Annotated in this window: 19 protein-coding genes and 1 tRNA gene; 5 read left to right on the top strand and 15 right to left on the bottom strand. The window is 62.8% G+C overall.

The genetic code is table 11. The features are described from left to right. Together X726_RS145770 and X726_RS145775 are read right to left on the bottom strand one after the other, a co-directional pair. Positions 1–965 (bottom strand): DUF459 domain-containing protein (locus tag X726_RS145770; RefSeq protein ID WP_023671958.1); only part of this gene is annotated, 965 nt, incomplete at its 3' end. A 102-nt stretch (positions 966–1067) separates the two neighbouring features. Beyond that, positions 1068–2291: a lytic murein transglycosylase gene (locus X726_RS145775; RefSeq protein ID WP_023671957.1), complete on the bottom strand. Its 1224-nt coding sequence runs from the start codon at positions 2289–2291 to the stop codon at positions 1068–1070. 207 nt (positions 2292–2498) lie between these two features. Here X726_RS145775 and galU point away from each other — a divergent pair, with 207 nt between their 5' ends. After that, the gene (galU, locus tag X726_RS145780; protein WP_023671956.1) at positions 2499–3404 is read left to right on the top strand and encodes a UTP--glucose-1-phosphate uridylyltransferase GalU; all 906 of its coding nucleotides are present in this window, start codon (positions 2499–2501) and stop codon (positions 3402–3404) included. On the opposite strand, the gene X726_RS145785 is transcribed toward galU, so the two are convergent. After that, positions 3405–5189, bottom strand: coding sequence for an outer membrane beta-barrel protein (locus tag X726_RS145785; RefSeq protein ID WP_031215276.1), 1785 nt, complete (start codon positions 5187–5189; stop codon positions 3405–3407). Between the two features lie 150 nt (positions 5190–5339). Here X726_RS145785 and X726_RS145790 point away from each other — a divergent pair, with 150 nt between their 5' ends. Next, positions 5340–6335 carry a KpsF/GutQ family sugar-phosphate isomerase gene (locus X726_RS145790; RefSeq protein ID WP_023671954.1) on the top strand — a complete coding sequence of 332 codons (996 nt, stop codon included), beginning with the start codon at positions 5340–5342 and terminating at the stop codon, positions 6333–6335. Between the two features lie 87 nt (positions 6336–6422). Here the strand turns inward: X726_RS145790 and X726_RS145795 are convergent, their stop codons facing one another. The 12 genes from X726_RS145795 to X726_RS145850 form a co-directional block, all read right to left on the bottom strand. Then, entirely contained in the window at positions 6423–6887 is a 465-nt protein-coding gene (locus tag X726_RS145795) for an NfeD family protein (RefSeq protein WP_023671953.1), read from the bottom strand. 37 nt (positions 6888–6924) lie between these two features. Then, a complete protein-coding gene (locus X726_RS145800; RefSeq protein ID WP_023671952.1) occupies positions 6925–7875 on the bottom strand; it encodes an SPFH domain-containing protein in 951 nt (316 codons plus the stop codon). Between the two features lie 157 nt (positions 7876–8032). Next, positions 8033–9097, bottom strand: a complete 1065-nt coding sequence (hemH, locus tag X726_RS145805; RefSeq protein WP_023671951.1) for a ferrochelatase — start codon at positions 9095–9097, stop codon at positions 8033–8035. A gap of 156 nt (positions 9098–9253) precedes the next feature. Then, on the bottom strand, positions 9254–11281 hold the full coding sequence (locus X726_RS145810) for a bifunctional UDP-sugar hydrolase/5'-nucleotidase (RefSeq protein WP_023671950.1): 2028 nt from the start codon (positions 11279–11281) through the stop codon (positions 9254–9256). Positions 11282–11478: 197 nt separating this feature from the next. After that, complete coding sequence (locus X726_RS145815) at positions 11479–11856, bottom strand: hypothetical protein (RefSeq protein ID WP_023671949.1); 378 nt, start codon at positions 11854–11856, stop codon at positions 11479–11481. A 188-nt stretch (positions 11857–12044) separates the two neighbouring features. Beyond that, positions 12045–13490, bottom strand: a complete 1446-nt coding sequence (locus X726_RS145820) for a homospermidine synthase (protein ID WP_023671948.1) — start codon at positions 13488–13490, stop codon at positions 12045–12047. Between the two features lie 127 nt (positions 13491–13617). Continuing rightward, entirely contained in the window at positions 13618–14856 is a 1239-nt protein-coding gene (locus X726_RS145825) for a hypothetical protein (RefSeq protein WP_023671947.1), read from the bottom strand. Between the two features lie 2 nt (positions 14857–14858). Beyond that, on the bottom strand, positions 14859–15782 hold the full coding sequence (locus X726_RS145830; RefSeq protein ID WP_023671946.1) for a DUF3445 domain-containing protein: 924 nt from the start codon (positions 15780–15782) through the stop codon (positions 14859–14861). A gap of 52 nt (positions 15783–15834) precedes the next feature. After that, positions 15835–16497 carry an aminotransferase class IV family protein gene (locus tag X726_RS145835; protein ID WP_031201292.1) on the bottom strand — a complete coding sequence of 221 codons (663 nt, stop codon included), beginning with the start codon at positions 16495–16497 and terminating at the stop codon, positions 15835–15837. Next, a complete protein-coding gene (locus X726_RS145840; protein ID WP_023671944.1) occupies positions 16446–17591 on the bottom strand; it encodes an aminodeoxychorismate synthase component I in 1146 nt (381 codons plus the stop codon). The genes X726_RS145835 and X726_RS145840 overlap by 52 nt, the downstream gene beginning before the upstream one ends. Before the next feature lie 163 nt (positions 17592–17754). Then, positions 17755–18471: a protein in NADH-ubiquinone oxidoreductase complex gene (locus X726_RS145845; RefSeq protein ID WP_023671943.1), complete on the bottom strand. Its 717-nt coding sequence runs from the start codon at positions 18469–18471 to the stop codon at positions 17755–17757. Between the two features lie 412 nt (positions 18472–18883). After that, the gene (locus X726_RS145850) at positions 18884–20722 is read right to left on the bottom strand and encodes a M3 family oligoendopeptidase (protein WP_023671941.1); all 1839 of its coding nucleotides are present in this window, start codon (positions 20720–20722) and stop codon (positions 18884–18886) included. A 145-nt stretch (positions 20723–20867) separates the two neighbouring features. Between X726_RS145850 and X726_RS145855 the strand changes: the two genes are divergently transcribed. The 3 genes from X726_RS145855 to X726_RS145865 all read left to right on the top strand — a co-directional run bounded on the left by X726_RS145855 (position 20868) and on the right by X726_RS145865 (position 24816). Further along, complete coding sequence (locus X726_RS145855) at positions 20868–22406, top strand: sigma-54 dependent transcriptional regulator (RefSeq protein ID WP_023671940.1); 1539 nt, start codon at positions 20868–20870, stop codon at positions 22404–22406. 389 nt (positions 22407–22795) lie between these two features. Beyond that, positions 22796–24622: a DUF882 domain-containing protein gene (locus tag X726_RS145860; RefSeq protein WP_023671939.1), complete on the top strand. Its 1827-nt coding sequence runs from the start codon at positions 22796–22798 to the stop codon at positions 24620–24622. A 120-nt stretch (positions 24623–24742) separates the two neighbouring features. Next, positions 24743–24816, top strand: a tRNA-Gln gene (locus tag X726_RS145865). Positions 24817–24925: the final 109 nt, after the last annotated feature.

Raw genomic sequence — 24925 nt, 5'->3', positions numbered from 1 at the left:
AGCGACGGCGCCTCGACCGGGGCGCCGGCCGGCGCGGCAGCCGTCACCACGCTTCCCGGCGCTGCCAGGCCGAGGATCTTGGCCAGCGGCTTTTCGGTGTAGAAGGCGAGCTTTCGCTTGCCGGCTTTCGAGACGTTGATGCCGTCGTCGGAGCGCAGCCGCACGGCCTGGCCGTTAATGTCGGGGCCGGTCGAGACAAAGGCGCCGTTCTCGTCGACGAACCCATCCCAGACATCGACGAATTCGCCGCCGTTCTTCTCGGCTGCCGAGTGGTAGATGTCGTTGAATGCCAGCATGTCGGAGGTCATCTTCGGCGTCTTGAAGGCTGGCATGCCGACCCACAGATAAGGCACCTTGGTCGCCGCCAGTGCCTTTCCCAAGGCTTCGGTCCGGCGTTCGTATTCCTTGGTCCAGTTCTCGGAGCGCGGCTGCTCGCGCACATCGTTGACGCGCATCTGCTGGCGGTCGTTGGAGCCGAGCATGACGACGACCACGGAGGGTTTTTCGGTCTCGACCAGCGATTTGACCTGTTCGGGCCAATTGTAGACATCATCGCGCACGAAACCCGAAGAACCGTTGGCGCGCTCGACGATCCTGACGTTGGCATTGTCGGCAAAGGCTGTTTCGAGGCCCTCGGCCAGGCCGTTGGCCATGAAATCGCCGATCACCAGAACGACGCGGGCATCCGGTGTCTTCTCGACAATCGGAGCGGAAGGTTCAATGGGTGCACGGGGCTTCTTCTTGACCTTCGGCTTTGCCTTGCGGACGTCGAGCGGCGGCTCGATGCGTTCGCTGCGGCGCGGGAACAGAAGGTCGCGCAGCGACCAGCCGCGGTTCTGCGGTTGTTCCTGCGCCAAAGCCGGTGTGTGGAAACTGCCGGCGAGTCCCGTCGCCAGGACAACGATGGCCAGAATGAGGATCGGCAAGCGGAAAACGATCACACGGATACGCGCTGCCGAAACCAAGCACCCTCTCCATCCCTTGGTGCATGGCCCTTGCAGGGGATCATGCACAGACCGATGCTACGGCATCCCTTGCGTCGCAAATGCAAGCTGCCGTCGCCGGCTCTATTTCTTTCTGAGCCATTTGAGCACTTCCATGCTCGGATACCCGTCCTGGGTCAAGCCGACCGTTGCCTGATAGGTCATGATGGCGGTTTTCGTGCCGTCACCGATCTTGCCGTCGAACTTGCCGTCGTAAAGTCCGTGCTGCGAAAGCCGCTTCTGCAACTCCTGCCTTTCCTCGAAGGACAGTTTGGTGAAGGGCCGCTTCCAGTCCTGCACCAGACCATTAGAGCCGGCGATTTCGTCGGCAAGAAGGCCGACGGCCAGGGCATATTTGTCGGCGTTGTTGTAGGCCTTGATGACGGAGAAGTTCTTGATCATCAGGAATGCCGGTCCGCCGCGGCCGTCCGGCACTTTCAGCGTCGCCTTGTCGGTTGCGTTCTTGAACGGCTTGCCATTGGCCCTGGCGACGCCGAGCGCCTGCCACTGCGCCAATGTCTTCGAGCCGGCCGGCAGTTTGCCCGCCGGAATGGTGACCTCGTAGCCCCAGGTCTTGCCGCCCTGCCAGCCATTCTTCTTCAGCAGATTGGCTGATGTCGCCAACGCATCGGGGATCGAATTCCAGATGTCGCGCTTGCCGTTGCCGTCCATGTCGACGGCATAATGCTGGTAGCTGGTCGGGATGAACTGGGTCTGGCCCATGGCGCCGGCCCAGGAGCCCATCAGGTGGCTTTCGTCGATGTCGCCGGTCTGCAGGATTTTCAGCGCGGCGACCAATTGGGTGCGGGCGAATTTCGAACGCTTCGGGTCGCCATAGGCGAGGGTTGCCAGCGAGCGGATGACATTGCGCATGATGTCGTCGCGCTTGAGGATCTCGCCGTAATTCGATTCCATCGACCAGATGGCGAGCAGGATGTAGCGGTCGACGCCGAACCTCGCCTCGATCCGTTCCAGCCACGCCTTCCATTTTTTGGCCATCTGCTGGCCGACGGCAACGGACTGGTCGTGGACGCGGTTGTCGAAATAGTCCCAGGCAGGTGCGGTGAATTCGGGCTGGGTGCGTGCCTTTTCCAGCACCACCGGGTCGGGTTCATTGATGCCCCGGAACGCCCGGTCGTAGACCGCGCCGGAAACGCCGCCCGCCACGGCCGTGGCGCGGAAGCCGGCGACCCATTGCCGAAACCCGGCATCGGCGAAGGCCGGTCCGGCCGGCATCAGCAAGGTGAGCGAGAGGCTGGCCGCCGTCAGCACGCTGGTAAAGAGTTTTGCGGCACTGCGAACGGACATATTTTCCCCTTTCTCTATCTCAGGAAAGACCATTCATCGCCGAACCGGGTTAGCAATTGGTTTACCATAGGCGGCGCCTGGAACGAAAAGACACCTGGATGCTTTACCGGTTGATGTTTCCCTCAATGGCCCGATAATCCACAATTCCGGCGCGAAAATGTCGCGAGGCGGGATTGCCGGGCACGCCCTCAAACGGATAATTGACGCATGAAGCGAGTTCGCAAGGCAGTTTTCCCGGTCGCCGGTCTCGGCACACGGTTTCTCCCGGCCACCAAGGCCATTCCCAAGGAGATGCTGACCGTCGTCGACCGGCCGGTCATCCAGTATGTCGTCGATGAGGCGCGCGAGGCCGGCATCGAACATTTCATCTTCGTCACCGGCCGCAACAAGGCGGTCATAGAAGACCATTTCGATATCCAGTTCGAGCTCTATGATACGCTGGCACAGCGCGGCAAGGACGATCAGCTGGCCCGCTTGCAGCGGCTGCAGCCGGCGCCGGGGCAGACCTCGTTCACCCGCCAGCAGGTGCCGATGGGGCTCGGCCACGCCGTCTGGTGCGCCCGCGAACTGGTCGGCGACGAACCCTTCGCGCTGTTGCTGCCCGACATGATCATGCAGTCGGAGAAGAGCTGCACGAAGGCCATGGTCGAGCTCTACGAGGAGACGGGCAACAACATCATCGCCGTGCAGGAATGCGATCCGGCCGAGACCCACAAATATGGCATTGTCGGCCGCGGCGAGGACACGCATCACGGCTTCCGCATCACCGAGATGGTCGAAAAGCCGAAGACCGGCACCGCACCGTCCAATCTCTACATCAACGGCCGCTACATCCTGCAGCCCGAGATTTTCAAGATCCTCGAAAGCCAGGAAAAGGGCGCCGGCAACGAGATCCAGCTCACCGACGCGATGCTGAAGCTGGAAAAGCAGCAGCCCTTCTTTGGCTACCACTTTCAGGGCCGCACCTTCGATTGCGGCTCGCCGGAAGGCTTCGTCGAGGCCAATGTCGCCTTCGCGCTGTGGCGCAGCGACATGAACGAGAACATGGCCGGCGTCATCCGCACGCTGCTCGATGAGATGAAGCCGTCCGAGCGTCGCGGCGCTGCTTTTTAGCTACCGCTGCAGCTTCAGCCCCAAATAGATGCTGTTGGCGGTGTAGTTGCGCCCGGGCAGATTGCTGGTCAGCTTTTCGGTGCGGGCGCGGCTGGTGAGGCCGACATAGCGGTTCAGCCACCAGGTCAGCCCGGCCTCTGCACTCAGCGTCATGTCATGGCCGTCGGAGCCGGTGTAATTGCGCCAGTCGAGCCCAAGGGCTGCGTTGCCGGTCAGGTCGGCGCGGATCTGCCGCTCGCCGGTGAGGCGGCCGGAATAGAGGATGTCGCCGCTCTCACCGGCATTCGTTGTGCCTTCGACCGTGGTTCGCCCGGTGAGGCCGATGATGGTACCGCGCTCGGGCGACCATTTGAGGTCGGCATTGATGGTGGCTCCCGAAATCGCCTCCAGGTTCTTGTCGTCGATCGCCTCCCTCAGCCAGCCGGCCGAGAACTCACCCTTGAGCTTCTCGCCCATGTCGACTTCGATACCGGCGCGTGCGCCAAGCCGGGTCGAGGAGCGCTCGAAGCCCTTGTTGTCGACCCGTTGGTCATATACCCGGCGGCCGAGCTCAATCTCAGCAAAGGGCGTCAGAGCCGGGGAAATTTCATAGCCAGTCCGCAACGTTGCGGTGTAGAGCGTGTTGTCCTGGTCCTTCTGCGACAGCGAGGTGCCATCGGTAAGTTCGGCATCGCCATAGATGTCGTGGGAGACGGCGCCGGTCAGCGCAAAGCGCATCTTGCCGACGTCCTTCTCGACGCCGAGGCTGCCGTCGACCGTCTGGCGGATCGGCTGCGATTTGACGCCGGCAATGGCGTCGGGCGCGGAGGCCGATTCCGGTGCAATCTCGTAGCCGAGCTTGGCGATGGCGCGCAGTTCATTGTCGAGGTCGACATTGTACGTGCCTTGGATACGGCCGCGTGCCTCATTGATCTTCTGGCCCGAAATGGTGTTGCGGAAATTACCGTAGCCGTCGATGACCGCCGAATTCTCGCGCCAATCGGAGGCGGCGGAGAAACGCAGCGCCGTTTCGGACAGCACCGCCGACTTGCCGCCAGCGCTGGAATCGGCGTTCGACGTGACGGCAACGCCCTGCTCGAGCGCCGGCCGCAGCAGGAACGAGCCGACCTTGATGCCGGTTGCCGCGTACGGGTCGTCCTCGAGCTTCTTCTTCAGGCCCTCGATGGCGTCGGTGCGCTCGGCGCCGGGGTCGAGCTTTCGTCGGTCGACGCCGTCGACGGTGAGGACACGGCGGTTGGCTATGTCCTGATCGGCGTCGCCTGCCGCAGTGCCGTCCGGAGTCGTTCCGGTGGTGGTCTGGTCCGTGGCTTTGCCAGGCTTCTTCTTGTCGGCAGCCTTGGTTTTGTCCTTGGCCTTGTCTGCATCCGCGTCGGCGCGTTGCTTTGCCGTCGACGGGCGGCGTGGCAGGACGGTTGGCGGCTTGTCGGCGAACGAATCGTCGATGGTCGCCGGCGGGTCGAAAATGCTGTTTGCGCCGGCCTGTGACGGGTCGGTGTCATCAGGCAAGGCGCCATCGCTGGCCGGCACATAAGCGGTTGGCGTGTTTCCCGTGGGGGCGGTGTCGGCAGGGGCGGGCTTGACCTGCGTGTTGGCCTTGCTCAATTGCCTGGCCCGGCGCTGCTGGTCGGACAGGATCGCCGATTCCGAAACTTCGCCGCGCAGCTCGGTCTCCTGGGCATGAAGCGCAGTTGGCCGCAGCAAAGCGAGCACGCTCGTCGCCAGAAGCAGAGCGCAAAACGCTCTGCCCGTTCGACCTTTTTTCTCTTGAGGTTGGGCCCGCGACATCGTCACCACTGCTTGCGCGGCTCAAGCGCGCCATACTTACCGAACCGTAAACGGGGATGGTTAACGGAGGGTTGAAGGGGTGCCTGTCGGACATGGCTGGACGGCAATTCTGTTGGACAGGCGAACGGCAAAGCGCTAATCGCATCAGCCATGCATGCGGGATCCCAAGAAAAGAAGCCTTTGGAGGCTTCGATCGCCTCGGCGCTGAGAACGGTAGCCACGGAACAGGCCGGCGTGGCGGCATTGGCCGCCGCGCTGGAGAACGAACTGGCCGAACCTTTCGCCCGCGCCGTCGACATGGTGTCGCGCATCAATGGCCGCGTCATAGTCACCGGCGTCGGCAAAAGCGGCCATATCGGCACTAAGATCGCGGCCAGTCTGGCTTCGACCGGCACGCCTGCCTTCTTCGTCCATCCGGCGGAGGCCAATCATGGCGACCTTGGCATGATCGCCAGAGACGATGCCATCATCGCCATGTCATGGTCCGGCGAGAGCAGAGAATTGATGGGCATCGTCGCCTATTCCAGGCGCTTCTCGATCCCGCTGATTGCGATTACCGCGGGCGCGGCCTCGGCGCTGGCGCGCGCGGCCGACGTGGTGCTGCTCCTGCCGTCCGTGCCGGAAGCCTGCCCGCACGGCCTGGCGCCGACGACATCGACCCTGCTGCAACTGGTGGTCGGCGATGCGCTGGCTATCGCGCTGCTCGAAGCGCGCGGCTTCACGCCCGACCATTTCCGCACATTCCACCCCGGCGGCCAGCTCGGCGCCAATCTCACGCAGATCCACGAGATCATGCATGTCGGCGAAAGGCTGCCGCTGGTGGCTTCCGGCACGGGCATGCGCGAGGCGATCCTCGAATTGTCGAACAAGGGCTTCGGCTGCGTGGCGATCGCGACGGCGGATGGCGCGTTGGTGGGCATCATCACCGATGGCGACATCAGGCGTCACATCGGCAGCAATCTCATGGAAATGAGCGTCGATCAGGTGATGACGAAAAAGCCGAAGACGGCCACACCGGACACGCTGGTGGCGACGGCGCTGCAGATTATCAACAATTCGGCCATTACGAGCCTGATGGTGGTCGAAGGCAGGCGGCTCGTGGGACTGGTTCATCTGCACGACCTGCTGCGCATCGGCGCCGCCTGAAAAAATCAAAGGACGCGTCGCGTTCGGGAAGCCCTAGGCGACGCGGCCTGATTTTCCGGATCGAAAGCGCCATGCGCTTTCGAAATGTCAAACTGCCTCGACGGTCAGTTCCAGATCGGTGTCGGCCGAACTGACGACGCGCACCTGCGTGCCGGCCGGCAGGTCGGGACCGGAGACGCGCCACAGTGTGTCGCCGAGTTTGATGCGGCCGCGACCGTCCTTGATCGGCTCGGCCAGCGTTGCCATCCTGCCGACCAACTGCGCGCCGCGCCGGTTGAGCAGCGGCTGGTCGCTAGGGGTATTACGCCCACCAACCAGCTTCTTTCCGGCAAAGGCCGAGACCAGCGACAGGGCCAGGAAGGCGAGGACCTGGACTTCCCAGGCCCAGAAGCTTGCGTCCCAGACGAGCAGGGAAATCACACCGATCACCAATGCGGCGATGCCGATCCACAGCATGAATATTCCTGGCGCGATGACCTCCATCACCAGGAGGACGAAGCCCAGAACCATCCAGTTCCACGGACCAAGTTCGGAAATGATGCGGTCGAACATGGGAGTGCGCTCCTATGATCTCAGTTCTCAGCTAGCCTCAATTCTCGCTTGGGCGAACCACCGGAGGGCGGGCGGCCTGCCTGGCGGCGCCGGCGGTGCCTTCGCTGCGGAACACCTCCCTGGCGATCTCGCTTATGCCACCGAGCGTGCCGATCAGCGCCGAGGCTTCCATCGGCATCAGCACGACCTTGCTGTTGTTGGCGGTGCCGATCTTGCCCATCGCTTCAGTGTATTTCAGCGCCACGAAGTAGTTGAGTGCCTGCACGTCGCCCTTGGAGATGGCTTCCGATACAACCTGGGTGGCTCGCGCTTCGGCTTCGGCCGAGCGTTCGCGCGCCTCGGCGTCGCGGAAGGCGGCTTCCTTGCGGCCCTCGGCCTCGAGGATCTGCGACTGCTTGAGGCCTTCGGCGGCGAGGATCTGCGCACGCTTGTTGCGTTCGGCGGTCATCTGACGGCCCATCGATTCGATGAGGTTGGCCGGCGGATTGATGTCCTTGATCTCGACGCGGGTGATCTTGATGCCCCACGGATGCGCCGCTTCGTCGACGACGCGCAGCAGCCGTTCGTTGATGGCGTCGCGGTTCGACAGCAGTTCGTCGAGGTCCATCGAACCCATGACGGTACGGATGTTGGTCATCGTCAAATTGAGGATGGCGTTCTCCAGGCCGGCGACCTGGTAGGCGGCCTGGGCCGCATTGAGGATCTGGTAGAAGGCGATGCCGTCGACGCCCACAATGGCGTTGTCGCGCGTGATGATTTCCTGGCTCGGAACGTCGAGCACCTGCTCCATCATGTTCATCTTGGCGCCGATTCGGTCGACGAACGGCACGATCAGGTTGAGGCCGGGGCTTAGTGTTTTGGTGTAACGACCAAAGCGCTCCACCGTATAATTATAGCCTTGCGGGATTGTCCGGATGCCTTTGATAAGAAGCACCAATACCAGAAAGGCAAGCGCACCAATCGCAATACCGAAACCACTGAAGTCCATTTGAATCTCCCTCAGATGCCGGCCATGGCGTTGATTCCATGCAACCGACTTCACCAAACACTTAGGTGTGTTTCAATAATGTTACAATCAGGTGATCGTTGATTATTAGTGCATGGAATAGCGCAACTGCGGCGATCGATCGCGCAACGTGGCGGCCTCAGACCCAGCCCGACAGCTCGCGCCGCACCATCGCCTCGATCACCGCCATGCCTTCTGCACTGTCGTTGAGGCACGGGATGTGGGCGAATTTCTCGCCGCCGGCGTGATGGAAGGTCTCGGCCGCCTCGCGGCCGATTTCGTCCAGCGTCTCGATGCAGTCGACGGAAAAGCCTGGGTTGACGATGGCGATCGATTTCACGCCGTCCTTCGCCAGTTTCTCGACCGTCTTGTCGGTGTAGGGCTGCAGCCATTCCTGGGCGCCGAAGCGCGACTGGAAGGTGATGATCAGCTTCTTTTCATCCCACCCCAGTCGTTCACGCAACAGCCGTGTCGTCTTCTGGCAATGGCAGTGATAGGGATCGCCCTTCTCGAAATAGGGCTTCGGGATGCCGTGATAGGAGGTGATGACCACCTCGGGCTCGAAGTCTAGCGTTGCCAGATGCCGTTCGATCGAATGGGCGAGCGCCTCGATGTAGACCGGCTCGTCATAGTAGGGCGGAACACTGCGCACGGCAGGCGCGCGGCGCATCTTCATCAAGGCGCGAAACAGCTGGTCGTTGGCGGTCGCGGTGGTGGTCGCGGAGTATTGCGGGTAGAGTGGGAACGACAGGATGCGGTCGCAGCCTTGCTCGACCAGCCTTTGAGCGACGCTCGCGGTCGAGGGGTTGCCGTAGCGCATCGCCCAGTCGACCACGACATCGGGTAGGTCGATGAGCGCTGCGGCCAGCTTTTCGCCCTGCGCCCGGGTGTAGGTGCGCAGCGGCGACTCGTTCCTCTCGCGGTTCCATATCCTGGCGTAATTGGCGCCGGACTTGTTCGGTCTCGTGGTCAGCACCAAGCCGTAGAGGATCGGATACCAGATCGCCTTGTTGAGCTCGATGACCCGCGGATCGGACAGGAATTCGCGGAGATAGCGCCACATCGGCTTGAAATCGGTGCCGTCCGGCGTGCCGAGATTGACCAACATGAGGCCGATCTTGCCTGCCTTTACCGGCGGATGTCCGGCCGGTAGCGGGTCGAGCGCTTTCGCGGCTTTGGGGTCGACAGGCGTGGAAAGCGTCATGAAGGTCTCCCGACACCGCGAAAACCGACGATGTCGGGCGAACCTAGCGATGCGGAGCAAGTTTTCAATGCTGCGTCTGGCCGCACCTTACCTTGAAAGCCAAAAACCCGTCCGGTTACCCGGACGGGTTTTGCTGGTCGTGAGTGCGAAGCGAGGTTACTTCGCCGGAATGGTCAAGGTCGCGCCGACAGGAAGCCGGCGTGGTTCGTAGCCTTTGTTGGCCTCGGAGATCACCTTCCACTTGGCGCCGTCGCCGTAGGCCTTCTTGGCGAGATCCCAATAGGTATCGCCGGCGACGATGACATGGCTGGCTTCGGCCGGGGCGGCGTCAGCCGGCTTTGCCGGAGCAGGTGCGGCTTCGGCCGGTTTTGCCGGTTCGGCCGGAGCCGGCGTTGCCGGGGCGGTTTCCGCCGGGACAGTCGGCGGCGTGGTGGTGATGTCGCCGGAGCCTGCCGGCAATGCGGGCATCGCCGGCTCCGCCGGTGCAGCCTCGGCCGGTTTTGCCGGTTCCGCTGGAGCAGGTGCCGGTTCGGCTGGTTTTGCCGGCTCGGCGGCCGGGGCAGCCGCTACGGTTGCGGCAACCTCGGTGATGCGGCCGTCGAGCTTGGGCGTGTAGGGCCGGTGCGCGGCGAGATAGTCGGCGACCACCTGTTCGAGGCCCGGGCCGTAATCATAGGCGTTCTTGGCCTTCTCGGCGAAGACCTTGTAGCCGTCGCCGCCCTGGCGGACATAATTGTTGGTGGCGACCAGATAGTCCTTGTCCGGGTTGATCGGCGCCCAGGCGCCGCCTTCCATCACCTCGACCGACTTGACGCGGCCGGCATTGGGCGCGACCGACTTGTCGAAGGAGTATTTCAGACCTGCCACCTGCGGGAAGCGGCCGCCGCCGTCCTCGACTTGGCTGACGCCGTTTTCCAGCCCGGCGACCAGATCCTTGCCGGAAATCTGGAAGGTCGCCAGCGTGTTCTGGAACGGCAGCACGGTCAGCACCTCGCCCATGGTGACGGTGCCCTTGTCGATCGAAGCACGCAGGCCGCCGCCATTCGAGACGACGATCTCGACGCCCTGTCCCTTGACGCGGTCGAGGATGGCGTCGGAGACGAGGTTGCCCATCGCGCATTCCTTGGTGCGGCAGCTTTCGCGGCTGCCGTCGATGGCCTCGGTGGTCTCGGCCACTTCCTTGTTCTTCAGCGCCTCGATCGGCGCGCCAAGCTCCTTGATGCGGGCAAGAACGGCCGGATCGGGAGTGATCGACTTGTCGAGGAAGATCGGGTCGCCGCTGGCTTCCTTGACGTTGCCATTGTCGTCGAACACGACCTTGAATTCGCCGAGATATTTCGAATAGGACGCGGCCTGCACGACAGGCACCTTGGAGCCGTCGGGGTTGTCGACCATCGTCGGGTAGGGGCCTTCAGCCTTCGGGTCGGTGTTGGACAGAAGCGAATGGCTGTGGCCGCCGACCACCACATCGATGCCCGGGATCTTGGCGATGACATCGCGCTCGCGCCTGTAGCCGATATGGGTGACGGCAATGATCTTGTTGACGCCTTGCGCCTTCAGCTTCTCGACCTCGGCGGTGATCGACTTGACGTCGTCCTCGATGGTAATGTTGGGGCCGGGAGAGGCGAGTTCCGGCGTGTCGTTGGTCACGGCGCCGACAATGCCGATCTTCTGGCCGCCGACCTCAAGCACAATCGACGGCTTGATCTTGCCTGCGGCGCCGGACTTGTCGTTGGGCACGACATTGGCGCTGACGATCGGGAACTTCGCCTTGTCGAGATAAGGCACCAGCGCGCTCTCGCCATCGTCGAATTCGTGGTTGCCGAGCGTCACCGCGTCGGGCTTGATCTGATTGAGGAATTCCTCCTCCGCCGTGCCCTTGTAGGTGATGTAGAACAGCGATCCCTGAAAGCTGTCGCCGGCATTGAGCAGCAGCACGTTCTGGCCTTCGAGCTTCTTGCGCTCCTGTGCGATCGCGGTGACCAGCCGGCCGGCGCCGCCGATGCACTCACCCTTGGTCTCTTCCTCGGCCGAGCAGGTCGACTCGTATTTGTTGTTGCCTTCGATGCGGCTGTGCCAATCGTTGAAATGCAGGATGTTCAACGTGTAATCGGCAAAGGATGGTGCGGCCGACAGGCCGAGTGTCGAGGCAGAGAGGGCGGCAATGGCGGCGAGCTTCTTCATCTTCGTCTCCCGGATATGATCAAAGGCGTTTAACGCTCTTGCCCGACTGCAGGATAACAGCCAGCATTTCGGGTATGTTCACATCGCGGTTGTGGCGATGCAAGAAGAATCAGGGCGGATAACCGGCATCGGTTTGCCGGCATAAAAAAGGCGGCGGCATCGCGCCGCCACCATCCGCAAAGCCGCATGGGAAAGGTTCAGCCGCGCCTGGTCAGCACGAAGTTCTGCCCGGCGGAGCTGGTGCAATTCAGCTGGTTTATGGACACCAGCAGGCAGTTGAAAGCGATTGGCTGCTGTCGGATCAGCGAGGTTCCGTTGATCTCGACCGAGGTGGCGCCGGTCTTGGTGTAGCTGCCGTCAGCGAATTTCTCACCGGTCTCCGCCGAAACGGTGGTGAAGACGCCGCCGTTCAATGTCGAGACCGCCTTGCCTTCGGCGTTCAGCCATGAGCCTTCGACGCCTCGCGCCTGCGATGAGATCGGTGGCCCGTCGGAGCCGCCGGTGGTGCAGGCGGCAAGCATCGTCGCAAGAACGCCCGCCGCGCCCGCAGAAAGAATTTTGCGCGCAATCGTCATATCAAATCCTCTCCTGACGCATCGGCCCAATCGTCAAACGACGTTTTGGGGAACACGATGTGCGTGGCCTCAAGTTTCCAGAGCCGTCCCTCGTGCGTCCAAATGGATGCACACTGCGCTCGTCCGCATCCCTTCAATCGCCCGATTTCCGGGCGATTGCAAGGCAGTGATGCAGGGGTATGGAACCGCTATCGAACGAGGATGTTGCGGAATTGCCACGGGTCGCTTTTGTCGAGGTCTTCGGGAAACAGGCCCGGACGGTTATCGAGCGGCGTCCAGTCGGTGTAGTAGCCCTTGACCGGTCCGAGATACTGGGACTGCACTTCTAGGCAGCGCTTGTAGTCCATCTCGTCGGCCTCGACGATGCCGGCTTCCGGGTTTTCCAGCGCCCAGACCATGCCGGCGAGCACGGCCGAGGTGACCTGCATGCCGGTAGCGTTCTGGTAGGGCGCCAGCTTGCGGGCTTCGGCCAGCGACAGCTGCGAACCGTACCAGTAGGCGTTCTTGGCATGGCCGTAGAGCAGCACGCCAAGCTCGTCGACGCCGTCGACCAGCTCGTTTTCGTCGAGCACATGGTGGACCGGCTGCGGCTTGCCGGCAGCGCCGAACATTTCGTGGAGTGACAACACGGCGTCGTTGCAGGGGTGATAGGCATAGTGGCAGGTCGGGCGGTATTGGACCTTGCCCTTCTTACCGCGCACGGTGAAGAAGTCGGCGATCGAGATCGCCTCATTGTGCGTCACCAGGAAACCGTATTGCGCGCCCGGCGTCGGGCACCAGGAGCGCACGCGGGTGTTGGCGCCGGGCTGTTCGAGATAGATCGCAGCCTTGGAGCCATGCTTGTGCTCCTTGCCGTTCTTCGGCATCCATCTCTCATGCGTGCCCCAGCCGAGCTCGGCCGGCTGCAGCCCTTCCGAGATGAAACCTTCGACCGACCAGGTGTTCCAGAACACGTTCATCGGCTTCGGCTTCTTGGTGCGCTGGGTGTCGCGCTCGGCGATGTGGATGCCCTTGACGCCGGCCTTCTTCATCAGCTTCGCCCAGCCGTCACGGTCGTCCTGCGCGGGTTCGGAAAACTCGAGGCCGAGGTCGCCGGCAAGGTTCAGCAGCGCCTGCTTGACGAACCACGAGACCATGCCCGGATTGGCGCCACAGGTCGAAACCGCGGTAGCGCCGCCGGGCTTGTCGTGCTTCTCCTTGATCAAGGCTTCGCGCAGCGCGTAGTTGGTGCGGCTGGCATTGCCGGCCTTGGCGTCGAAATAGAAGCCGAGCCACGGCTCGACGACGGTGTCGATGTAGAGCACGCCGAGCTTGCGGCAGAGCCGCATCAGGTCGACCGAGCCGGTATCGACCGACAGATTGATGCAAAAGCCCTGGCCGCCACCATTGGTCAAAAGCGGCGTCAGCAGTTTCTTGTAGTTCTTCTCGGTCACGTGCTCCTGCACGAAGGCGATGCCGCGCTCGTCGAGCAGCTTGCGGTCGGTGTCGAGCGGGTCGATGACCGTCATGCGAGACTTGTCGAATTTGAAATGGCGCTCGATCAGAGGCAGCGTTCCCCGTCCGATCGAACCAAAGCCGATCATCACGACAGGGCCGGTGATTTCACCGTAAACGGGCCAGTTTTCATTCGCCATTTTATCGAGCACTCCTTCAAGCAACGCGCCAAAACGGCCGTTCGACCGCCGCGCGACAAACCATAGATCATTGTCACAATAAAGCGAAAAGCAGGGATAAGGTTAGTTCCCGACGGCGCAGATGCGCCTACGGTTCGAGCAGTTTCGCGAATTCCGGTGTGAACAGCGCTTGTGCTTCGGAGACCGGCATTTCAACGAGATCGTCGCCGCAAGCCTGGATGACGTTGGGCAAACCTTGCAGCCCGAAGACCAGAACCTGCCTGTCGCCATCGCGCTTCAGGCTGGCGCCGAGATAGTCGCTGATCAAATCGTCGATGCCGCATTCGGCCTCGTAATCCACCTCGGTCTGGTCGCTTGGCTTCTTGCGGTTTTCCCTGACGAAGGCGGCCAGCGAGGGGCCTGGCTTGCCGTCGCCCGTATCGGAAAACATGTCCTGAAGGGTAAGCAAGGCGCCACGGCGCACGTCCATGACATAGGCGTCGGAATAGTTGTTCGGATGCGCACCGCCGCAATAGAGGCTGCCGGATTCCGACCAGCTCATCAGCTTCGGCGTCAATGACGTAACTTTGGACGTCGTGTCTTCATAGCCGCCAAGCGAATCGTCGTCCATGCCCTCCATCGGCGGCCCGTCGTGGAAACCGGCATATTGCAGCGCCGCGCACGTCAAGGCGCTGAGGCTGTCATGCCAATGGCGGTTCTGCAGCAAGGCATTGGCGGCTTCGATCGGCGCACTGCCGGCGAGATCGACGATGCGCGGCCTGGCGAATTTGGTGCGCGGATCGGTGACATAGTTGTAGGCTGCATCCGGCCAACCTTCCTTGGCGTCTGCCTTGGGCGCGAAATCCAGCTTGAGATAGTCGTAGGGCGATGCCGCCATGGTGATCGGCGCATCGTCGCCCGAGAATGTCATGTCGGTGAAATCATAGAGATCGCGTGGCGTCGTCGCCGGCGTCTCCGTCTGGGCACGGCTGGCGATCCTTGTCAGCTTCAGCGGCAGGGTCTTTTTGGCCGTCCAGGTGCCTTCCAGCGTCTTGCCCTTGTCGGCGGAACTCAACCGCCAGACGGCGCCGATGGGTGGAGCCTGGCCGTCGCCGCACTTCTTGGCATCGCAGGCTTCTTCCTCGGCCAATTGAAAGGTGGCGCCCTTGCTCGACTTCGCCTGCAGAGGAATATCGACGCCCTTGGAACGGTAGAAATAGCGCGCCGCCAGTGCCTCTCCAGCCGTCGCCGGATCACCGGTAAACTCGACGACGATGTCGATGTTGCCGAGCTTCCCCGCATAGGTCACCGGTTCCGCATGCGCTGTTGCCGGCAACGCCAGGAATGCACCGAGCAGGACGGCTAGCTTCAGAACATGTCGGACCATCGTCACTCCTGAGCCATGGTTTGCAGGCGTTGCACCAGCCGGTCACGGTCTGATGTCATCCCCTTGTAGTCGAGTTGAGCCTCATCCAGCGCCTGCAATTGCGCCGCGAAAGAGGCGGCAAGCGTTGCCCGGTCGGGATGCCGCGCCAGCACTTTCAACGGGTCGAGATGGATGCGGATGGTGAACAGGATGTCGCGCGAGACGGACAGTTTGCGCAGCGTCTGGCGCTCGACGCGGATGAAGGCGTGGGCGTTTACGTCGCCGTCGGGAAATCGCGAGGGGCGCCTGGTGGCACGGTCGATGCGCTCGACATTGGAGAGCGGATGATAGAGCGCGTCGTCGGCCTGGATCGACCAGTTGAAGCGTTCGACAGCCTGACCCTGCAGGCCGTCGAACATGCGGTTGATGAGCTCGGCCGGCCTGGTGCCCGGACCGAAGCCCGGCACCGGTGCGTGGATCTGCTGCAGCGGCCGGCCGAATTTCTCGACCAGCGACCAGGATGACGGGAAACACAGCGAGCCGGCGGCGAGCCGCCAGCCGGTGTCGTCACGGCGCATCAGGATCAGGTCTTCCTGGACGAGCAGCGACGCTGCGACCAGCGGGGCATCGGGGAAGGTGGCGTCAGAGTCGGCTTTGGCGCCAATGACCTCAACCCCGGCATTGGTGCGCCGGTACATCCCGGGAAATCTCGACAGCAGATGTGCTTCGAGGAGGCCGCGCACTTCGCGCTGGGCGTCGCGCGTGCCGTCTTCCTCGACAAACACCTTGTCGGGAATTTCGGCATACAGCCGGCGCTTTTCGGCGAGATGGTCGAAGAGATACCGGTCGACCTCGATCCACTTGTCGAGTTCGAGCGGCTTCAGCCCGATGGTGAAGAGCTTTGAGGAGCCATCATAGGGCGTGTGCGTGGGCTGACGAGAATTCATGCTTCGCTAGAAAGTGTCCAATGCCGGCGGTTATTCTCGCAGCCGCTTCGTATCAGGCCAATGTTGCCGGGATCAAGCCGCGCAGAGAATTGCCGACGAACAGTGTTTTGGCGGATTTCAACTCGTCATAGCTGTAGATCGCCTCTTGGGCGCGGCCTTCGTCCAGCAGCTCGGCGCGCAATACGCCAGGCAGCAGGCCGCAGTCGAGCCTGGGTGTCATCAGCATGCCATCACCGAAATCGGCGAAGACGTTGGTGATGGTGCCTTCGCAGATTTCGCTGCGCTCATTTGCGAGCAACACTTCGTCGGCCTGGGTGATCAGATATTCGGAGCGGGCGTGGGTGTAGATCTGTCGCCGGCTGGTCTTGTGGCGCAGCAGCGCGTCCGAGGAAGAGAGCCGCACCCGCGCCAGTCGCAGCCGCCAGACCTTGTCGGCGGCGAACGGCTCATAGGGCTGGACCGAGGCGGTCACTTCGCCATTGCGCTGCAGGGCGAGCCGGGTGCGCAGCGCCGTCTGCTGCGCCCCGATAGTATTCGCCAGCACCTCGCCGATCGGCTGCGGATCGCAGGCAAAGCCGAGTTCTTCCGCCGAGCCGTAAAGGCGCGCGAGATGGCGTTCGAAGCGCAGAAAGCCCTGGCCGGGCTCCCAGCGCATCGTCTCGATCAGCTCGAAATCGGCGGTGTCCCCGTCGCGAAGCGCGCCTTCAGCAGACACTCCTGATACTCCTCTTGCGCCGTCGAATCGAAGACGACGCCGCCGCCGACATTGTAAACGGCCTCGCCACTGGAAAAGAGCGATATGGTGCGGATCGCCACCGAAAAGCGCATCATGCCGCCAGGCGCGATCCAGCCGATGGCGCCGCAATAGACGTCGCGCGGTGTCTCTTCCAGCTCGTGCAGGATTTCCATGGCGCGGATTTTCGGTGCGCCGGTAATCGAGCCACAGGGAAACAGCGCGCCAAAGATTTGGCGGATGCCGAGATCAGGCAGAAGCTTCGCCCGCACACGGCTCACCATCTGATGGACGGTCGGGTAGCTCTCGATGCGGAACAGTTCCGGCACTTCCAGCGTGCCGATCTCGCTGATCAGGGAGATGTCGTTGCGCAGGAGATCGACGATCATCCGGTTCTCGGCCTGGTTCTTTTCGTCGCTGCGCAAGAAGGACTTCAACCGCGCGTCCTCGGCCTTGGTCGCGCCGCGCGGTGCGGTGCCCTTCATCGGATGGGTTTCGATCATGCCTAAGGCATTGATCTCGAAGAACAGCTCGGGCGAACGCGATAAGATGATGGGATCGCCGAGCGAAATCAGTGCGCCATACTTGACCGGCTGGCGTCCTGTCAGTGCGTCGAAGGCAGCAACCGGATCGCCCGACCATTGGGCACGGACCGGAAAGGTCAGGTTGCCTTGGTAGCAGTCGCCCTTGCGGATGTGGTCGTGAAGGCGCGCGAAGCGTTTGGCGTAGTCCTGAGCGGACCAACTGGCCCTGGCGTCGAAGATGGGGCCATTGGTGGCCGGCGCATCGTTGCGCGGCACGGCCTCTTCGGCCGGAGCATTGAAGACACCCAGACAAACCAATGGCGCGCGCCGGCCTTCAGGCAGCAGCGGCACGAGTTTCGGTTCGAGCAGATAGCCCGCTTCGTAGGAGAAATAGCCGGCCAGCCATTTGCCGGCATCGCTCGCCGCCTGCGCAGCCGCCAGCGCCGGCAGAAAATCCTTGGCATCATAGGCAATGATGATGTCGGCCGGGTGGTCGAAGACCAACTGACGGCCGCTTTCATCGTTGCGGAAAATGGCAGAGGGCAGGGGCATGGGGCTCGGGTACTGCGGTCGATGACGCCAGAACCGCTCTATATGGGGGCCGGGCGGCGTGCAATCGAGGGAGCGGCGTCGCAGGGCGCAAAGACAGTGGCGAATGCAAAAACAAAGACGGCGCCCGAGAGCGCCGCCTTCTGCTTATGTTGCCGATGACAGATCAGCTGTTGTTGGCGGTCCCGGCGCTCGGGAATTGGCGTGCGAACTCCTTTTCGTCGCCGGCGGCAAGCAGCTTGGCCTGCTCGACCCACTTTTCGCGAGCGATGCGGCCGTCGAAATTCAGCGTGTCCTCGATGCGCTTGACGTCGGCCGCGGTCCAGCCGGCGATCTGCGCGTAGGTCGTGACGCCAAGGCCCTTGAGCAGTTTGTCGTTGACCGGGCCGATACCGATCAGGCGACGCAGATTGTCGGCCTTTCCAGCTGCCGGGGCGGCCTTCTTCGGGACGGCGGCGGGCTTTGAAGCCGCGGCTTTGGGCGCGGCCTTGGCGGCGGCAGGTTTGCTGGCCGCTGGTTTTGCGGCCGCGGATTTGGCCGCAGCTGGTTTGGCCGCGGCGGGTTTGGCGGGGGTCGGTTTCGCGGCCGGGGCGGACTTGGCCGTTGCCGCTGTCGATACCAGGGCGGCCGGCGCCGAACTTGAAGGCTTGGCGGATGGAGCTGATGTTTCACGCAGCCGCCGTTCGAGATCGGCGCGGGTCTTGCCGCAGGCGTCGAGTTCGCCAGTCAGGCGATCGGCGTCGGCGCGCAGTCTGTCACGCTCGCTGCGGGTGCGGTCGAGATCGCCGCGCAGGCTGTCGAGTTCGCCGCGCAGCCGGCCCCAGATAAACCAGCCAACCAACACACCTACAAGGAACGCCAGGACAATGTAAAAGAAGGTCATCGTCTCTCTCCAGTCGGATCCGTCCGCCGCCGTCCCAAGTCATGACCTTGGCAGATCGGATCATCCAATGTGGTTCGGCGGCTCAGGGAACAGCCGGTCTGTCGTCGAGTGTCGGCGTTCGGCTTTCCGCCCATTGCCAACCGTCGCTGTCGCATTCGTCAGACCGCTGCCATGGGCCGGGATACTGTCCGGCCTTAAGCCGCGCGCCCGGCTGAGCTTCAGTCGGAAAGCTATCATACGGTTTCGGGAAAGCTAACGGAATTTTCGCCGGAGAGTTATTCAAGAACAGATATTTAGAACAAGAACAGAGCTGCCGTCACATGCATTCCGGCTAAACTGTTCTGCGATTCTGCAAAGTCGAGGCCGCTGCTGAACCTGCCACTCTGCGCCATCGGTCCAATGGGTGCGCGCATTAACTGTCGAGCGCTTCCAACTCGTCGATCAGGCCGCCGATCACGCCAAGCCCGATCTGCCAGAAGGCGGGGTCGGTGGCGTCGAGGCCGAAGGGCGCGAGAAGCTCCGAGTGATGCTTGGTGCCGCCGGCGCGCAACATCTCGAAATACTTATCCTGGAAGCCATGCTCAGCGTTCTGGTAGACCGCGTAGAGCGAGTTCACCAGGCAGTCGCCAAAGGCATAGGCGTAGACGTAGAAGGGGGAGTGGACGAAGTGCGGGATGTAGGTCCAGAAGACCTCATAGCCCTCGCGCAGCTTGATCGCCGGCCCCAGGCTTTCGGCCTGCACCTCGAGCCAGAACTGGCCGAGCTTGTCGGAGGTCAGTTCGCCGTTCTTGCGCTCTGCATGCACCTTGCGTTCGAACTCGTAGAAGGCGATCTGGCGCACGACCGTGTTGATCATGTCCTCGACCTTCTGGGCGAGCATCGCCTTGCGCTGGCGCTTGTCGGTGGTCTGGTCGAGCAGCGAACGGAAGGTCAGCATCTCGCCGAACACCGAGGCCGTCTCGGCCAAAGTCAGCGGCGTCGAAGCCATCAGCGCGCCCTGGCCGCCGGCCAGCACCTGATGCACGCCGTGGCCGAGTTCATGCGCCAGCGTCATCACATCGCGCGGCTTGCCCATGTAGTTGAGCAGCACGTAAGGGTGCGCCGAAGGCACGGTCGGATGGGCGAAGGCGCCGGGCGACTTGCCGGGCCTGACCGGCGCGTCGATCCAGTTGCGGTCGAAGAAGGTGCGGGCGATCTCCGCCATGTCGGGGGAAAAGCGCTGATAGGCCGATAGCACAGTGTTCCTGGCATCATCCCAAGGAATCACCGCTTGCGGCGTTTCGGGCAAGGGCGCGTTGCGGTCCCAGTGGTTCATCACCTCCATGCCCAGCCAGCGCGCCTTCATCGCGTAGTAGCGATGAGACAGGCGCGGATAGGCCTCGCGCACGGCCGATGCCAGCGCGTCGACCACGCTGCGCTCGACACGGTTGGCGAGATGGCGTGAGTCGGCGATGTCCTCGAAGCCGCGCCAGCGGTCGGAAATCTCCTTGTCCTTGGCCAGCGTGTTGGTGATCAGCGTGAAGGTGCGCAGGCTCTTGCGGAAGGTTGTGGCCAGCGCTTCGGAAGCGCGGCGGCGGACCTCCCCATCGGCGTCCTGCAGGCGGTTCAGCGCCGGCTCAAGCGTCAGTTCCTCGCCGTCTATGTCGAAACGCAGATCGGTCATCGTCTCGTCGAACAGCCGGTTCCAGGCACCGCGCCCGGTGATCGACTTCTCATGGAACAGCTGCTCGACCCGATCCTCGAGCTGGTAGGGCTTGTCCATTCTGAGGTCGAGCACCCAGGGCCGGTAATGGGCAAAGCCGGCGTCGGCGGCGAGGGCGGATTCGAGCGCCTTGTCATCGATCAGGTTCAGTTCCAGCGCGAAGAACAGAAGATGCGCGCTGGCGTCGGTCATCTTTTCCTGGATGTCGCCATAGAGCTTTGCGCGCTGCGGATCGGCGGTGTTGCCGGCATAGATCAGGCCGGCATAGGAGACGATGCGGCCGATCAGTTCCTCCAGCGCCTCATAGGCTGTCAGCGCCTCGCCAAGCCTGCCGGCGCTTCCGCGCCCGGCCTCCGCAGCCAGTGTGCCCTTCCAGCGGTTCTCGAAGGCGACGGCGTCGGCCGCCGCCTTGGCAAGGTCACGCTTCAGTTCGGGCGCCTCCATGCCGGAATAAAGATCGGCGAGATTCCATTCCGGCAGGTCGCCAAGTTCCGCCGCGCCCTGACCGGACGCTACCGCCGCAAGCTGCCGACCGAGAATCCTGCTCATCAACAATTACCTTCTGGAATCAAGGGGAAAGGACAAGCCGGTCAAATCCTAAGGAATTCGTTCACCGGGTTTTTTGAAACCTTGTTTAGAACCCTGTGCCAAGATGATCCATGGGAATTTCCCAGGCGGGCAACTCAAATCAGTCATGACAGGTTCCATTCTTATAGTCGATGACGATCCCGTGCAGCGCCGGCTGCTCGAAGCGGCGGTGACGAAATTCGGCCACAGCGCCATCGTTGCCGATGGCGGCGAGGCCGGTCTGAGCGCGCTTGACGGACCCAATGCGAGGGATATTTCGGCAGTCATCCTCGACCTTGTCATGCCGGGCCTCGACGGCATCGGCGTGCTGAAGGCGATGCGCGAGCGCGGCATCACTGTTCCCGTCATTGTGCAGACTGCGCAGGGCGGCATAGAAACGGTGGTCTCGGCGATGCGCCACGGCGCCTTCGATTTTGTCGTCAAGCCGGCGTCTCCCGACCGGCTGCAGACCGCGGTCGGCAACGCGCTCAAGGTCGAGGCGGTCGAGGACGAGGTCAAGCGCACGTCGCGGCGTCGCGGCGGCCACCTGACCTTCAAGGACATGATCACGCACAGCCCGGCGATGGACCGGGTGATCCGCCTCGGCCAGAAGGCTGCGGCCTCCAACATCCCGATCCTGATCGAGGGCGAATCGGGCGTCGGCAAGGAATTGGTGGCGCGCGCCATCCAGGGCAGCGGCGAACGCCGCACAAAGCCGTTCGTCACCGTCAATTGCGGCGCCATCCCCGACAATCTGGTCGAATCGATCCTGTTCGGTCACGAAAAAGGTTCGTTCACCGGCGCCACCGAAAAGCACACCGGCAAGTTCGTCGAGGCGCATTCGGGCACCCTGTTCCTGGATGAGATCGGCGACCTGCCGCTCGACGTGCAGGTCAAGCTGTTGCGCGCCGTGCAGGATGGCGAGGTCGATCCGGTCGGCGGCCGTTCCACCGTCAGGGTCGACATCAGGCTGATCTCGGCCACGCACCGCAACCTTCTGCAGCAGGTCAAGGACGGCAAGTTTCGCGAGGACCTGTTCTACCGGCTCAACGTTTACCCGATCGTCGTGCCGCCGCTGCGCGACCGCCGCGACGACATCCCCTATCTGGTCAAGCATTTCATGGACAAGGTGGCGCCGGCGGGCAATCGCCTGCACGGCATCTCGGATGCCGCACTGGCCATGCTGCAGGCCTATGATTGGCCGGGAAACATCAGGCAGCTGGAAAACGCCGTGTTCAGGGCCTCGGTGCTTGCCGAAGGCGATGTGCTCACGACTGACGAATTTCCGCAGATCCGGGCGCAGGTCGACGGCACCGTCAATCTCGACGCCGATGCGTCCTTGTCGGACCCCGGCATGGCCTTGAGCACCGGATCGCAAGGCGATGGCGCGCAGACTGATGATGCCGGTACTGCAGCTGCCGAGCTCGCCCCTCCGGCCAGGTTGCTTCAGCGTTTCGGCACATTGAGGGCGCTGGACGAGCGTGGCAATGTGCGTGCGCTGGCCGATGTCGAACTCGAAATGATCAAGCTCGCCATCGACCATTACAACGGCCAGATGAGCGAGGTCGCACGGCGTCTCGGCATCGGCCGCTCGACGCTCTACCGCAAGCTCAAGGAATACGGCATCGACCCGGAAACCGGCCGCCTCGACCGCCTTGCCTCCTGAACGCCGAATTCCACAGCTTGCCAACGCAAGGCCGGGACCAGCTTGCCATGCCACATCCGGCGCTGCACAAGGGTTGGGGCGGGAATATGGCTGATGCGGACAGCGTTGTTCACGCATTAAGGCCAGCGGTAACAGATCGTGTAGCGGGAAAAGGCTGAATCTTGATCTAAACCAGCAGTTTACCAAGAAATCCTGTGTATTATTTTTGACGGGATATCGCCACGGTGTTACCGCATTTCGGCTTCAATAAGCGATGATTAACCATTAGGATCGATATTCGGATGTGAGAACCACGCATCCGTTTGGACAAATCCGGGGACAAACGGCAGCCTGCAAGGCCTTTTGATTTGAACAAAGTCGAACGACACAGAAACGGGCGGCGCGATCACATGGGCGTCTGGCCGAGATGGCTGGCAGCGTTGATCGTTGCGTTCGCTTTCCTCGCCGCAACTGCTGCCGGCGCCAGCGCTGAAACGCGCTCGCTCAAGCTCTATCACCTCCACACGCACGAAAAGGCCGAGATCGTCTACAAGCGCAATGGCCGCTACGATCCGGCAGGCCTCAGGAAGATCAACATCATCCTGCGCGACTGGCGTCGCAACGAACCGACCAAGATGGATCCGCGCCTGCTCGATCTGGTCTGGGAAGCTTACCGGCAGGCCGGCGCCACCGACTACATCCAGGTCGTTTGCGGCTATCGCTCGCCGTCGACCAATTCGATGCTGCGCAGCCGCAGCCGCGGTGTCGCCAAGGAAAGCCAGCATATGCTGGGCAAGGCGATGGACTTCTACATTCCGGGTGTGCCGCTGAAAAAGCTGCGCAACATCGGCCTGAAGATGCAGGGCGGCGGCGTCGGCTACTATCCGTCGTCGGGTTCGCCCTTCGTCCACATGGACGTCGGCAATGTGCGGCATTGGCCAGGCATCAGCCGCCAGGAACTGGTCAGCCTGTTCCCCAATGGCAAGACGCTGCATGTGCCGAGCGACGGCAGGCCGTTGCCGGGTTATGACCAAGCGCTCGCCTCCTACAAGGCGCGCAAGGGCGCCGGTTCTCCTGCCATCATGATGGCCAGCGCAGGCGGCAGCACCAAGAAATCCGGTGGCTTCCTGTCCGCGTTCTTTGGCGGTGGCGGTGAAGACGAAGCCGACGACAGCGCCGATGTCGCTACCGCCGCGCCGCCGCCGAGAAGCGTGAAGCCGGTGCTGGCTGCCACGAGCAACAACAACAGCAATCTGCCTGGCATCGCGATCGTGTCGCCGCAGAACGCCAAGCGCGCCAACATTCCGCAGCTTGCCGACGACAGCGCTGACGATTCGGAGCCGCAGGACACGCCGGAGACGATCATCGCCGCGCTGCCCGCCAAGGAAGTGCCGCTGCCCGCTTTCGCACCGCGGCCGAAGGCCGATGTCGGCGCGCAACAACCTGAGACCGTGCCGTTCGGCGTGGCCGATGCCACCACCGAACAGACGGTGGCGACGGCGCAGGCGCCGGCCAATGTGCCGTTCGGCACGGCCGATGCGAGCAATGCCGACCAGGGGGCCGATCAAGCTGCCGCTCCGGCGCAGGTCGCGGTCAACGTCCCGTTGCCGACCTGGCGTCCCGACCGCTCTTCGCCGCCGGCTGAGCTTGCGCCGCAGGACAAGGGCGTTCTGCTGGCGCTGGCCGATACGGCTGCCCACAAGCAGACCGCAACCGACGCGTTCTCGGTGCTGCCGTCGCAGCGTCCGGACGAGGTCAAGGCGGTTCTCGAACAGGCCAGCGCCGCCGATACAGCCGGTGCTACCGACGACTATCAGGTTGCGTCGCTCGAGCCTCGCTCGGCGTTCAACGATCCGTCAGGTGTCGATGCCGCATCGCCGCGCGGTGCTATTGCTGCCCGTCCCGCCGGTACCGATCCAGCCTCGGTGATCGGCGCCGGCGTCAAGACGACACGCAAGGAAGCCAGGGCTTCGGCTCGCGACCTGAAGCCAGGACCGAAGGCAGTGGTGGTGGCGGCCGAACCGCAGGCGACGCGCTGGGCGCTGAGCAGCGGCGACAACATCGCCACCGTTTCCAGCCCGACGACTGCGCCGCGCTATGCCTACAACATCGTGCATACGCCGCCGAGCGAGGTCTACACCGCAGGCTTCCAGGCGGACAACCAGATGGCCGATGCCAACCGCTTCACCGGCAATGCCGTAAAATTCCTTTCGGTCGCCCGCTTCCAGACGAAGTAAGGGCGTGACCGGGGCGTTATCGACTCGAAGCCGCGCTGGGCAACCCGTGCGGCTTTTGTTTTTAGCGAGATCTCGAGCACTGGCTTCCATCGCCACAGAATGCTAACCACCAAGCTGCATTCCCGCTTCGTCTAATGGTAGGACAGCGCCCTTTGAAGGCGTGAATCGAGGTTCGAGCCCTTGAGCGGGAACCAAAATCTCAACGCGTAGCAAACCCGGTCGGCGCAGCTGGCGGGTTTTTGTGCCGAGTGCAATTCCGGGAACACTGTGATTTTCCCGGGAAAGCGCGGAGCGCTTCCCTTG

Source organism: Mesorhizobium sp. LSJC285A00 (assembly GCF_000503155.1).
In the GTDB taxonomy this organism is placed as follows: Bacteria; Pseudomonadota; Alphaproteobacteria; order Rhizobiales; family Rhizobiaceae; genus Mesorhizobium.
This window is presented reverse-complemented; position numbering and strand designations above follow the sequence as displayed.

Excerpts from the sequence above, each read along its gene's own strand:
- X726_RS145775 (WP_023671957.1), bottom strand. The coding sequence starts at position 2,291 with ATGTCCGTTCGCAGTGCCGCAAAACTCTTTACCAGCGTGCTGACGGCG.
- galU (WP_023671956.1), top strand. The coding sequence starts at position 2,499 with ATGAAGCGAGTTCGCAAGGCAGTTTTCCCGGTCGCCGGTCTCGGCACA.
- X726_RS145785 (WP_031215276.1), bottom strand. The coding sequence starts at position 5,189 with ATGTCGCGGGCCCAACCTCAAGAGAAAAAAGGTCGAACGGGCAGAGCG.
- X726_RS145790 (WP_023671954.1), top strand. The coding sequence starts at position 5,340 with ATGCATGCGGGATCCCAAGAAAAGAAGCCTTTGGAGGCTTCGATCGCC.
- X726_RS145795 (WP_023671953.1), bottom strand. The coding sequence starts at position 6,887 with ATGTTCGACCGCATCATTTCCGAACTTGGTCCGTGGAACTGGATGGTT.
- X726_RS145800 (WP_023671952.1), bottom strand. The coding sequence starts at position 7,875 with ATGGACTTCAGTGGTTTCGGTATTGCGATTGGTGCGCTTGCCTTTCTG.
- hemH (WP_023671951.1), bottom strand. The coding sequence starts at position 9,097 with ATGACGCTTTCCACGCCTGTCGACCCCAAAGCCGCGAAAGCGCTCGAC.
- X726_RS145810 (WP_023671950.1), bottom strand. The coding sequence starts at position 11,281 with ATGAAGAAGCTCGCCGCCATTGCCGCCCTCTCTGCCTCGACACTCGGC.
- X726_RS145815 (WP_023671949.1), bottom strand. The coding sequence starts at position 11,856 with ATGACGATTGCGCGCAAAATTCTTTCTGCGGGCGCGGCGGGCGTTCTT.
- X726_RS145820 (WP_023671948.1), bottom strand. The coding sequence starts at position 13,490 with ATGGCGAATGAAAACTGGCCCGTTTACGGTGAAATCACCGGCCCTGTC.
- X726_RS145825 (WP_023671947.1), bottom strand. The coding sequence starts at position 14,856 with ATGGTCCGACATGTTCTGAAGCTAGCCGTCCTGCTCGGTGCATTCCTG.
- X726_RS145830 (WP_023671946.1), bottom strand. The coding sequence starts at position 15,782 with ATGAATTCTCGTCAGCCCACGCACACGCCCTATGATGGCTCCTCAAAG.
- X726_RS145840 (WP_023671944.1), bottom strand. The coding sequence starts at position 17,591 with ATGCCCCTGCCCTCTGCCATTTTCCGCAACGATGAAAGCGGCCGTCAG.
- X726_RS145845 (WP_023671943.1), bottom strand. The coding sequence starts at position 18,471 with ATGACCTTCTTTTACATTGTCCTGGCGTTCCTTGTAGGTGTGTTGGTT.
- X726_RS145850 (WP_023671941.1), bottom strand. The coding sequence starts at position 20,722 with ATGAGCAGGATTCTCGGTCGGCAGCTTGCGGCGGTAGCGTCCGGTCAG.
- X726_RS145855 (WP_023671940.1), top strand. The coding sequence starts at position 20,868 with ATGACAGGTTCCATTCTTATAGTCGATGACGATCCCGTGCAGCGCCGG.
- X726_RS145860 (WP_023671939.1), top strand. The coding sequence starts at position 22,796 with ATGGGCGTCTGGCCGAGATGGCTGGCAGCGTTGATCGTTGCGTTCGCT.